Origin of the sequence: Neisseria sp. HMSC074B07 (assembly GCF_001810355.1) — a bacterium.
In the GTDB taxonomy this organism is placed as follows: Bacteria; Pseudomonadota; Gammaproteobacteria; order Burkholderiales; family Neisseriaceae; genus Neisseria.
Map to the genome: position 1 here is coordinate 68,262 of NZ_KV800939.1, position 11,417 is coordinate 79,678.

The 11,417-nt window shown below is 54.5% G+C and carries 9 protein-coding genes; 5 read left to right on the forward strand and 4 right to left on the reverse strand.

Annotated elements, in window-relative coordinates; all coding sequences use genetic code 11:
* Window positions 1–23: 23 nt before the first annotated feature.
* On the reverse strand, window positions 24–1,022 hold the full coding sequence (locus tag HMPREF2726_RS06945; protein ID WP_070602770.1) for an RluA family pseudouridine synthase: 999 nt from the start codon (window positions 1,020–1,022) through the stop codon (window positions 24–26).
* Between the two features lie 567 nt (window positions 1,023–1,589).
* Between HMPREF2726_RS06945 and HMPREF2726_RS06950 the strand changes: the two genes are divergently transcribed.
* Window positions 1,590–4,622, forward strand: coding sequence for an Rne/Rng family ribonuclease (locus tag HMPREF2726_RS06950; protein ID WP_210399685.1), 3,033 nt, complete (start codon window positions 1,590–1,592; stop codon window positions 4,620–4,622).
* 102 nt (window positions 4,623–4,724) lie between these two features.
* Here the strand turns inward: HMPREF2726_RS06950 and HMPREF2726_RS06955 are convergent, their stop codons facing one another.
* The 3 genes from HMPREF2726_RS06955 to HMPREF2726_RS06965 all read right to left on the reverse strand — a co-directional run bounded on the left by HMPREF2726_RS06955 (window position 4,725) and on the right by HMPREF2726_RS06965 (window position 8,120).
* Window positions 4,725–5,261 (reverse strand): porin family protein, encoded by a 537-nt coding sequence (locus tag HMPREF2726_RS06955; RefSeq protein WP_070602774.1) that lies wholly within the window; start codon window positions 5,259–5,261, stop codon window positions 4,725–4,727.
* Between the two features lie 411 nt (window positions 5,262–5,672).
* Window positions 5,673–6,905: a PilT/PilU family type 4a pilus ATPase gene (locus HMPREF2726_RS06960; RefSeq protein ID WP_009312437.1), complete on the reverse strand. Its 1,233-nt coding sequence runs from the start codon at window positions 6,903–6,905 to the stop codon at window positions 5,673–5,675.
* A gap of 168 nt (window positions 6,906–7,073) precedes the next feature.
* Entirely contained in the window at window positions 7,074–8,120 is a 1,047-nt protein-coding gene (locus HMPREF2726_RS06965) for a type IV pilus twitching motility protein PilT (protein ID WP_003767088.1), read from the reverse strand.
* A gap of 179 nt (window positions 8,121–8,299) precedes the next feature.
* On the opposite strand from HMPREF2726_RS06965, the gene HMPREF2726_RS06970 reads away from it, so the two are divergent.
* The 4 genes from HMPREF2726_RS06970 to dksA all read left to right on the forward strand — a co-directional run bounded on the left by HMPREF2726_RS06970 (window position 8,300) and on the right by dksA (window position 11,341).
* Window positions 8,300–9,007 carry a YggS family pyridoxal phosphate-dependent enzyme gene (locus tag HMPREF2726_RS06970; RefSeq protein WP_009312436.1) on the forward strand — a complete coding sequence of 236 codons (708 nt, stop codon included), beginning with the start codon at window positions 8,300–8,302 and terminating at the stop codon, window positions 9,005–9,007.
* Between the two features lie 369 nt (window positions 9,008–9,376).
* Window positions 9,377–10,174 carry a pyrroline-5-carboxylate reductase gene (gene proC, locus HMPREF2726_RS06975; RefSeq protein ID WP_009312435.1) on the forward strand — a complete coding sequence of 266 codons (798 nt, stop codon included), beginning with the start codon at window positions 9,377–9,379 and terminating at the stop codon, window positions 10,172–10,174.
* A gap of 2 nt (window positions 10,175–10,176) precedes the next feature.
* Entirely contained in the window at window positions 10,177–10,731 is a 555-nt protein-coding gene (locus HMPREF2726_RS06980; protein ID WP_009312434.1) for a YggT family protein, read from the forward strand.
* Between the two features lie 193 nt (window positions 10,732–10,924).
* Window positions 10,925–11,341 carry an RNA polymerase-binding protein DksA gene (dksA, locus tag HMPREF2726_RS06985; protein ID WP_003767066.1) on the forward strand — a complete coding sequence of 139 codons (417 nt, stop codon included), beginning with the start codon at window positions 10,925–10,927 and terminating at the stop codon, window positions 11,339–11,341.
* The last annotated feature ends 76 nt before the right edge of the window (window positions 11,342–11,417 follow it).

The following is an 11,417-nucleotide window of genomic DNA, read 5'->3' on the forward strand; positions in this document are numbered from 1 at the left end:
GGGCAAAGCCCACGCTACGGGTTTCAGACGACCTTCCCTGCGTTTTCCAGCATTAAGACAAATTGTGCTAAGTCTTGCGGCAGCGGGGCTTTTAAGATGAGTTTTTCGCCTGTCAGCGGGTGGTCGAGGTGTAGCTCGGCGGCGTGGAGGAACATCCGTTTCAAACCGAGTTTCTGGAGGCGTTTGTTGGCTTGGTAGTCGCCATAGCGTTCGTCGCCGGCTATGGGGCATTGCTGCGATTGGAGGTGGACGCGGATTTGGTGGGTACGGCCGGTTTTCAGGGTGGCTTGCACGAGGGTGAGGTGCGAGAGTCCGACTTGGTGCAGGAGGTCGTCTGAAAAGCGGTTGAGCACGCGGAAGATGGTGTGGGCGGATTGTCCGTCTTCGCTGACGCGCACCATTTTTTCGCCTTGTGCGCCGGTGTATTTGAACAGGGGCAGTTTGACGTGGAAGCTGTCGTTCGGCAGTTTGCCTACGCCCAGCGCGAGGTAGATTTTTTTGGGGTGGTCGTTGCGGATGGCTTCGTGCAGTTTGACGAGCGCGCTGCGTTTTTTGGCGATCATCAAGAGGCCGCTGGTGTCTTTGTCGAGGCGGTGGACGAGTTCGAGATAGCGGGCTTCGGGGCGGGCGCGGCGGATTTGTTCGATGATGCCGAAACTCACGCCGCTGCCGCCGTGGACGGCAATGCCTGCGGGTTTGTCGATAACGAGTAACGCGTCGTCTTCGTAGATGATGTCGAATTCGCGCGCGGGTACGGCTTGGGCGCGGTTTTCAGACGACCTTTGTTTTTCGGCGGTGCGCACGGGCGGGATGCGGAGCAGGTCGCCTGTTTGGATGCGGCTGTCGGGCTTGCAACGTTTTTTATTCAGGCGCACTTCGCCGGCGCGGATAATGCGGTGGATATGGCTTTTGGGTACGCCTTTGAGGATTTTTATCAGATAGTTGTCAAGGCGTTGGCCGGCTTCGTGTTCGGCGACGGTAATCAGGCTGACTGAATCTTTGCTTATTGCGTGCGTTTTCATCTATAATCCCGAACATCCGTTTCGGCAGAAACCTGTACAAACAGGCCGTATGGGACGGATGGTATTGTTAAAACGAGATTTTATATTAAAAACGCACTCTGCAAAGCATTTTCCCTGCGTTTATGCCAAAGCCCGTAAACGCAGGAGCGTAATTAAGTTTGATTTGATTTTGCCGATTTGACCGGGCATAAGACGAGGAGCGGGTGTTTGACAAACCTGCCGCGCCGCACCGTTCGAAACTTCCGGCATAACGATAATAAGAAGATGTCGGCTACCTGTTTTTCAAGCCGGGCCTGTACCGTCCGGACTTCGGCGGCGGACGGAGTGTTCCGCCGCATTGTTCTTTATTGCCTTCTTTATCCGTATCCTTCCGCACACGGCCGCATTGTTTTGGGCGGCGTGCAACCTTGCGGACTTCAATTCAAAAACTGATTGCTCATCCGGGTTTCTGCATTCCGCGCCGAAAAGGGGCGCGGGCTATGCCCAATCCCGCCCGCCTCGCAGAGTGTCTGACAAAGAGCAGGCAGGTCGTCTGAAAAGGCTGCCCGCCTGTGCGAGGTAATGATTATGAAAAGAATGTTGTTCAATGCAACGCAGGCCGAAGAGTTGCGCGTTGCCATTGTCGATGGGCAAAACCTTTTGGATTTGGACATCGAAACGCTGGGTAAAGAGCAGCGCAAAGGTAATATTTACAAGGGTATCATCACCCGTATCGAGCCGTCGCTGGAAGCGTGTTTCGTAGATTACGGAACCGACCGCCACGGCTTTTTGCCGTTTAAAGAGGTGTCCCGTTCGTATTTCCAAGATTACGAAGGCGGCAGGGCGCGTATTCAGGACGTGCTCAAAGAAGGCATGGAAGTCATCGTCCAAGTCGAAAAAGACGAACGCGGCAACAAAGGCGCGGCGCTGACCACCTTCATCAGCCTGGCCGGACGCTATCTGGTATTGATGCCCAACAACCCGCGCGGCGGCGGCGTATCCCGCCGTATCGAAGGCGAAGAGCGCCAAGAACTCAAAGCCGCCATGGCCGAACTCGACATTCCGAACGGCATGAGCATCATCGCCCGCACCGCCGGCATCGGCCGCAGCGCGGAAGAGTTGGAATGGGATTTGAACTACCTCAAACAGCTTTGGCAGGCCATCGAAGAAGCCGGCAAGGCGCACCACGAACCCTACCTCCTCTTCATGGAAAGCTCGCTGCTCATCCGCGCCATCCGCGACTATTTCCGTCCCGACATCGGCGAAATTCTGGTGGACAATCAAGAGGTTTATGACCAAGTTGCCGAGTTTATGAGCTACGTCATGCCGAGCAACGTAGGTCGTCTGAAACTCTATGAAGACCACACGCCGCTGTTCTCCCGCTTCCAAATCGAACACCAAATCGAAAGCGCGTTTGCCCGCAGCGTCAGCCTGCCTTCCGGCGGCGCGATTGTGATCGACCACACCGAAGCCCTCGTTTCCATCGACGTCAACTCCGCCCGTGCGACACGCGGCGCGGACATCGAAGACACCGCCTTCAAAACCAATATGGAAGCCGCCGAAGAAGTCGCCCGCCAAATGCGCCTGCGCGACTTGGGCGGTTTGGTCGTCATCGACTTCATCGACATGGAAAACCCCAAGCACCAGCGCGATGTTGAAAACGTCCTGCGCGATGCGCTCAAAAAAGACCGCGCCCGTGTGCAAATGGGCAAACTTTCCCGCTTCGGCCTCTTGGAATTGAGCCGCCAACGCCTGAAACCCGCCTTGGGCGAAAGCAGCCACGTCGCCTGCCCGCGCTGCGCCGGTACCGGCGTGATCCGCGGCATCGAATCGACCGCCCTGCACGTTTTGCGCATCATTCAAGAAGAAGCGATGAAAGACAATACCGGCGAAGTGCATGCCCAAGTGCCCGTCGATGTTGCCACCTTCCTGTTGAACGAAAAACGCGCCGAGCTGTTTGCGATGGAAGAGCGTTTGGACGTCAACGTCGTCCTGATTCCGAATATCCATTTAGAAAATCCGCACTACGAAATCAACCGCATCCGCATCGACGACGTAGAAGAAGACGGCGAACCGAGCTACAAACGCGTTGCCGAGCCGGAAGAAGACGAATCCGCCAAACCTTTCGGCAGCGAAAGAGCCAAAGCCGCCCGTCCCGAACCCGCCGTCAAAGGCGTGCGCCATACCCAGCCTGCCCCGACCGTATCCGAGCAGAAAAGCGGTTCATGGTGGGATACCTTCAAAGCATGGCTCAAACGCATTTTCGGCGGCAATACCGCAGCCGAAACCGCGCCTGTTGCCGAAGTGGCAGAAAAACGCACTTCAAACGGCAACAACCGCAACGGCAATTCCGGCAACCACCGCGCAAACAACCGCCGCCAAAACCCGCGCCGCAACAATAGGCACGACGGCAGCAAGGTAGAAGTGCGCGAAGTGGCGGACTTCAAAGACAAAGCAGCGGACAATCAGGCGGCGGAAAACGAAACCCGCAACGCCAAAGACAACCGCCGCAGCCGCAACCGCCAAAACGAGCGCAACGCCGCCGCGGAAGCCGAAAACCTCGAAGTCCAAGCACTCGCCGCCGCAACGTCGTCTGAAAACGAATCCCGTTCGGGCGAGCAGGCACAAGGCAGCAAACGCCGCCGCAACAACAACCGTAACGAACGCAACCGCGAACAAGCGGAAATCCGCGCGGAAGAAACCTTGTCCGAAGCAGTGGACAGCGTAGCGGAAGAGGGCGTGCAAACCGCCGATAACGATGCACCGAAAGGCAACGAACGCCGCCAACGCGAGCGCAACAACCAACGCGACCGCCGCGAACGCAACAATCAGCGCGACCGCCGTCAAAACGGTAAAAAACGCAATATTCCGTCTGCCGCCAAAATCGAGCAGTACCTGAATATCCACGATACCGCAGACAAAGTCCGCTTCGCCGCCGCGCACGTCATGGGCGAGCCTGTCGAAGAAGAACCGTTTGCCGTAACCATCCCCGCTCCCGAGGATAGTGCCGAGCCTTTGGTTGTCGTCGTTTCCGAACCCGTTGCGGCCACTGAAGAAGCCTTCGTGTTCTCCATCGAAGGCGAAGAAGCGGACAGCGGCATCCTGATCGAAGACAGCACCGACGATGAATGCAGCATCATCGACTCCGCCATCGGCAGCGTTGAAGAAACCCCGACTTCCGTGTTCGCTATCGAAACCGAAGACGGCTACCAACCGATGACTGCCGTCCCTGCCGAAGGTGAAGCCGAAGCCGTCGCCGAAATGGAGGAAGAGCTGGTCGTTTGGAAAGCCGAACGCGAAGCCGCCGCCGCCATCGAAGCCCTTGCCACCGCCGCAGCGGCCGCAGCGGCCGCCCAAGCAGCAGAATCCGAATCGCAAACTGCGCCGGAAGCAAGCCAAGCGGAAGCGACCGAGCCGGAAGAAACTGTTCCTGCCGTTGCCGCGATGCCCGACTTAGGCGGTTTGGTGTTCGTCGAAACCAATCCCGAAGCCGTCGCAGCTCTTGCCGAACAGGTTCAACCCGAACCCGAATCCGGCCTGCGCCGCGCGGATGTGCCGAAAGTTGAAGCCGAACCCGTCGCCGCTGCCGAAATGGTCTTGGTGGAAACGCGTAAAGACTGAAGGCTGAAAGAAGAGGGCATCGTTTAAGATGCCCGAATCGACAAAAAGGTCGTCTGAAACCGTAAATCCGGTTTCAGACGACCTTTGCCTGTTTAAAAAAGATTATTTGAAGCGGTAGCCGACGGTAGCCATGTAGCTGTTGTTGTAGACTTTCAAATTGTCTTTTTTATAACGGGTTTGCTCCCATTCGGCACCGACTTCGACATTCGGTGCAACGGCGTATTTCGCGCCCACGCCGTAGCCGAGGCCGTTCATATTGTTGCGTTTCGCGCTCAGATTGTCGAAGCGGCCGTAGTGGTAGCCGACCTTACCGTAAGCCAGCGCGTTGTCGGTCAGGCGGTAGCCTTGGACGTAGGAAACGTTGGCATCGACTTTTTGTTTCGCATTGCCCGCGATTTTGCGGTGCAGCGGTTTGACACCGGCTTCAACGCCGCCAATCCAGTTGCTTTGTCCGAATTGTGTGTTGTAGCTGCCGCGTACGGCAACGTCGCCTTTGGTTTTTTCGTTCAGATTAACGTTGCGCACATCACTTTTGGTTGCGCCCGCGCCGACTTCCAAGCCTGCGCCGGTAAAAGAACCGTCAGCGAAAGTGATGGCGGAAGCGGTAGCCAATAAAACAGTCAGTAAGGTTTTTTTCATGATAATGCTCCTTCACGGATAAACAGGAAGCGTGTTTCTGCTTCCGACGAATCCAGTATCGGATGCTTGCGGATGAGCCGCAACCGCCTTTGCCGAGGCGTTACCCATCTTCTCAAGTGCTTAACGTTTGTAATTCATTGAAACGGCTGAATTTGTATCGCCCGAAATGTTGAGGTGTACGATTTATAATTTGCGTAAAGTGCGATGAAAAGTATGAAGATTTATGAACCTTGCTGTGTGGAGAGGGGTGCGTTTGGCAGCGGAGGCGGAGTGCGGAGAAAATGATAAAGGCTTAAATGGCGGTTTACATTGGTTGGTGTGGCTTTATTGCCATAAGCGCGACAAAGGTCGTCTGAAAACCGGGTTTTTTCAGGTTTTCAGACGACCTTTGTTTTGCCTGAAATTGGGTGTTTACGAAATCAGGTTCAAATCGCTGATGCGGTCGTAGAGGCGGTCGGGGTCGTTGCCTTCTTCGTGCATTTGGATGCGCAGGCGCAGGTCGTTGGTGGAAACGGCTTGGCGTAGGGCTTCGTCGTATTCGATTTGATCTTGGATGTAGAGTTCGAACAGGTGTTGGTCGAAGGTCTGCATGCCGTCTGTGCCGGAGCGCATCATGAGTTCACGGATTTCCATGAGTTCGCCTTTGAAAATCAAATCCTGCATGGCGGGCGTGTTGAGCAGCAGGTCGACGACGGCGGTACGCTGGCTGCGGTTTTTCTTGATGGCGAGGCGTTGGCCGATGATGCCGGTCAGGTTGAGTGCCAAATCCATGAGGACTTGTTTGCGTCGGTCTTCTTGGTAGAAGTTGATGATACGCTCGATGGTTTGGGCGGCGGTGTTGGCGTGGATGGTGAAGACGCACAAGTGGCCGGTTTGGGCAAGCTGGAGGGCGTATTCCATACTGGCTTCGCTGCGCACCTCGCCGATACAGACGACGTCAGGCGCTTGACGCATCGCGCTTTGGACGGCGATTTTCCAGTCGTTGGTGTCGATGCCGACTTCGCGCTGGGTGAAGATGCTGCGGCGGGGTTTGTAGATGAATTCGATCGGGTCTTCGATGGTGACGATATGGCCGGGCATTTTGTGGTTGCGGTAGTCGAGCATGGATGCCATGGTGGTCGATTTACCGGAACCGGTCGGGCCGGCAAGGATCAGCAGGCCGCGCGGGGAAAGGGAGAGGTCTTTGAGTTTGGCGGGCAGGCCGAGGCTCTCCATTTCGGGGATTTCTTGGTTGATGCGGCGCAAGACCATGCCGACGCGGCCTTGTTCGTGGTAGGCGTTGACACGGTAACGGGTGTTGCTGCGGGATTGGACGGAGTAGTTGAGTTCCCATTCGCGGTTGAAGGTTTCAAGCTGCTCGGGGTTCATGGTGGATTCGACGATGGCGGCTGTGTCTTCGCCGGTCAGGGCTTTGTGCGGGACGGGGGTCAGGGTACCGCTGACTTTGACGGCAGGCGGGAAGCCTGCGCTGATGAAGATGTCGGATGCGCCGCGTTTTTCTGCTTCGACGCACATGCGGTCGAGCAGGGGATGGAGGTGTGTACCGATTTCGGCGGGGGTGGGGATGTGCGGCGGTTGGTTTTTTTGCGAGTAGGCTTGCACCATTTCGCTGAGTAAGTCGTGTAAAGGAGTTGTTTCGCTCATTTTGTGTACTCTTTATCAGTAAGTGAATATTGAGACCGGCGGGCGGTTTGTTTGTTATTGGGTGTTGCCTGCCTTGCGGAGGTCGTCTGAAAATGGGAAACGGGCTTCCTCGTTGTGAAACTGCGTTTTCAGACGACCTGGTTTGTTCCCGATAATGGAATGTATTTATCAGACGATGGTCATGCTGTCGCTGTTTTGCGCTTTGCTGCGGGCTACGTCGGGGCTGATGGTACCTTGGCGGACGAGGGTTTGCAGCGCTTGGTCGAGGGTTTGCATGCCGTGTGATTGACCGGTTTGCAGCGCGGAGTTGATTTGGGCGATTTTGTTTTCGCGGATCAGGTTGCGCACTGCGGGGGTGGAAATGAGGATTTCGTGTGCGGCGACACGACCGTTGCCGTCGCGGGTTTTCAGCAGGGTTTGTGAAATAACCGCGCGCAGGGATTCGGACAACATCGAACGCACCATCTCTTTTTCGCCGGCAGGGAATACGTCGACGATACGGTCCACGGTTTTGGCGGCGCCGGTGGTGTGCAGCGTACCGAATACCAAGTGGCCGGTTTCGGCGGCAGTCAGCGCGAGGCCGATGGTTTCGGGGTCGCGCATCTCGCCTACGAGGATCACGTCGGGGTCTTCACGCAATGCGGAACGCAGAGCGTTGGCAAAGCTGTGGGTGTGTTGGTGCAGCTCGCGCTGGTTGACGAGGGCTTTCTTACTTTGGTGGACAAACTCGATCGGGTCTTCGATGGTGAGGATGTGTGCGGGTTGGGTTTCGTTGATGTAGTTGATCATTGCCGCCAGCGTGGTGGATTTACCGGAACCGGTCGGGCCGGTTACCAATACCAAGCCGCGCGGGTTGTCGGCGATTTTTTGGAAAATACGCGGGGCGCGCAGGTCTTCCAGCGTCAATACGTCGCTCGGAATGGTACGGAAGACGGCAGCAGGGCCGCGGTTGGAGGTAAATGCGTTGACACGGAAACGGGCGACGTTGGGCAGCTCGAAGGAGAAGTCCACTTCCAAATCTTGTTGGAACAGTTTGCGCTGATGGTCGTTCATGACCGAAGTGACCATGTTGCCGACTTCTTCGGCGGACATTTCGGGCAGGTTGATGCGGCGGATGTCGCCGTGAACGCGGATCATGGGGGACATTCCGGCGCTTAAGTGAAGGTCGGAAGCTTTGTTTTTGACGCCGAAAGCGAGTAAGTCGGTAATCTGCATAATGTGGCCTTGTTTTAGTTTAGAATAATGAGGCGGAACCCGATTTAAAATGCGGATGCGGAATGCCGGGCATTTCCCTGTTCAGGTTCCGATAAATTGTATTATTTTAAATACATAAACCGTTCAGACCAAGTAAAATTTTCAAAATCGCTGTAATTGATGTAATAAAGGAAGAAATCATGTCGGTATTGCAACAAAATTATGCGGAGGTGTGCCGCCGCATTGCCGAAGCCGAGCAAAAGGCGGGCAGGCAGGCGGGCGAAGTGGGTCTGATTGCTGTCAGCAAAACCTTCCCTTCAGACGACATCCGCGAGGTATATGCCGCAGGGCAGCGTGATTTCGGTGAAAACTATATTCAGGAGTGGTACGAGAAAACGGAAACACTTGCGGATTTGCCCGACATTGTTTGGCACGTCATCGGCGATGTGCAGTCAAACAAGACCAAATTTGTTGCCGAACGCGCGCATTGGGTGCATACGATAGGTCGTCTGAAAACCGCCCGCCGCTTGAGCGAACAGCGTCCGCCCGAAATGCCGCCTTTGCAGGTGTGCATCGAAGTCAATATCGCGGGCGAGGAGGCGAAACACGGCGTTGCGCCCGATGAGGCGGTCGCGCTGGCGGTGGAAGTGGCGAAGTTGCCGAATGTGGTTGTACGCGGGTTGATGTGTGTCGCCAAAGCCGACAGCGATGATGAGGAATTGCGCGTTCAGTTCCAAACCATGCAGAAACTGCTTGCCGACCTGAACGCGGCGGGTGTCCGCGCGGATGTGTTGTCTATGGGCATGTCCGGCGATATGCCTGTGGCGGTCGCATGCGGTGCAACGCATGTGCGCATCGGCAGCGCGATTTTCGGCAGACGGGAACCAAAAGGGAAAGACAGTCAATAAAACAGATTATCTTGACTGTTTTGCTTTGTTTGACGTTAACGGGTTGTCGGTTGATGGCTGGTATCCATGCGAGTCCTAATCAGGCTGGTGCAAGCCCAAAAAGCCGGCAGCAATAGATTTTTGGAAAAACAGGGTTTACACCGAACATCGCTGCCCGAAAGCGTTCGTTGGTAAAAAGGTCGTCTGAAATTTTCCGCTTTGGTGGGAACGGCATTTCAGACGACCCCAAGTATAGTGGATTAACTTTAAACCAGTACGGCGTTGCCTCGCCTTGCCGTACTATCTGTACTGTCTGCGGCTTCGTCGCCTTGTCCTGATTTAGTTAAGCCACTATAGTAATGTATTTCATTTAAAAATTTAAGGAAATTTATGAACATCTACTTTTTAGGCGGCGGCAATATGGCAGCCGCCATCGCGGGCGGATTGGTCAAGCAGGGTGGATACCGCATCCACATCGCCAACCGCGGTGCGGAAAAACGCGAGCGTTTGGCAAAGGAATTGAATGTTGAAGTTTCTGAATCCCTGCCCGAACTGCATTCAGACGACGTTTTGATTCTTGCCGTCAAACCGCAGGACATGGAAGCCGCGTGCCACAACGTTCGTGTCAACGGCGCATTGGTGCTATCCGTTGCCGCCGGTTTGTCTATTGATACCCTCAGCCGCTACCTTGGCGGAACACGCCGCATTGTCCGCACCATGCCCAATACGCCGGGAAAAATCGGTTTGGGCGTATCCGGCATGTTTGCCGAAGCCGAAGTATCCGAAGCCGACCGCGCCACCGCCGACCGGATTATGCGTTCCGTCGGTTTGACCGTTTGGCTGGACGAAGAAGACAAGTTGCACAACATTACCGGCATTAGCGGCAGCGGTCCTGCCTACGTCTTTTACCTGCTTAGCGCGCTGCAAACTGCCGCTCAGGCGCAAGGGTTCAGCGAAGAAGATGCCCGCGCCCTCAGTCTCGCCACGTTTAAAGGCGCAGTTGCCTTGGCAGAGCAAAGCGGCGAAGACTTCGCGAAACTGCAGCAAAACGTTACTTCCAAAGGCGGAACCACCCACGAAGCCATCGAAACGTTCAAATCATGCTGCGTCGCCGAAGCCATTGCCCAAGGCGTGGAAGCCTGCGTCAAGCGTTCGCAGGAAATGGCACAACAATATAAGGTCGTCTGAAAATGCGCGGAGATTTATTGATATTGCTTGCCGACGGCATCGTTATCCTGTGTTTGGCACGTCTCTTCCTGCAAGCGGCGGGATTGAGTGAAAATCATGCGCTCTTGGCGTTCAGCAAGCGATCAACCGATTGGCTGGTCAACCCGCTACATAAAATTCTGCCGGTTAAAAAATACGACCCAGCCTGCCTGTTGTCGGGACTGTTGTTATATTACATCGCATTCACCTTCATTACTTTAGTGGCGCAGCCTACCGCATTCAGCGCAAAAATCATCATCGCCAATTTTATACTGGCAGTATTGAATACAATTAAATCAGCAGCTTATGTGTTATTGATAGGGTTATTTATCCGCATGGTGCTCAGTATTAAAGATCCCTATTCCCAACTTTCCGTCGCGCTGGAACGGATATATCGCCCCATACTTTCTCCCGTACAGTTTTTAAAGTACGGACGCTACGATTTTTCAGGTAGTATATTGGCATTATTACTGTGGATCTGGTTAAGCAGTCTATCGCCCCAAATTACCCGCCAAATCAACTTGTGGCTACTGCAATAGACAGCGAGTTCATTAAGAATTTGCAGTATGACGTAAGCAAAATGCAAAAAAGTGAAAATCGAAAACACGACTGTGAAAACATGGTATCATGCCGCCATTTCCAAACGGGCTTGAGAAAAGAAGTCCTAAGAAATCAATAAAATAAACCACTTGAGTAGCATTTCGTTTCCCGCAATAGATTGAAAGAAAAATTATGGCAAAGCTGACAGAACAAGACATTTTGAATTGGGACGGCCCGGAAGAAGACTACATGAATAGTGACCAGTTGGCATTCTTCCGCGAACTGCTGGTAAAAATGCAAGACGAACTGATTGAAAACGCATCTGCCACCACCGGCCACCTGCAAGAACACGAATCGGCTCCCGATCCTGCCGACCGCGCTACTCAAGAAGAAGAGTACGCGCTGGAACTGCGCACCCGCGACCGTGAGCGCAAACTTTTAGGTAAAGTACAAGCAACCATCCGCAGTATCGACGAAGGCGATTATGGCTTCTGCGCGGATACCGGCGAGCCCATCGGCCTCAAACGCCTCCTTGCCCGCCCGACTGCGACACTTTCCGTGGAAGCACAAGAACGCCGCGAACGTATGAAAAAACAGTTTGCCGACTAAGTATAACGAAATCGGCTAATTGAATTAGACAGTAAGAAAATGAAAAGGTCGTCTGAAAGGGATTTCAGACGACCTT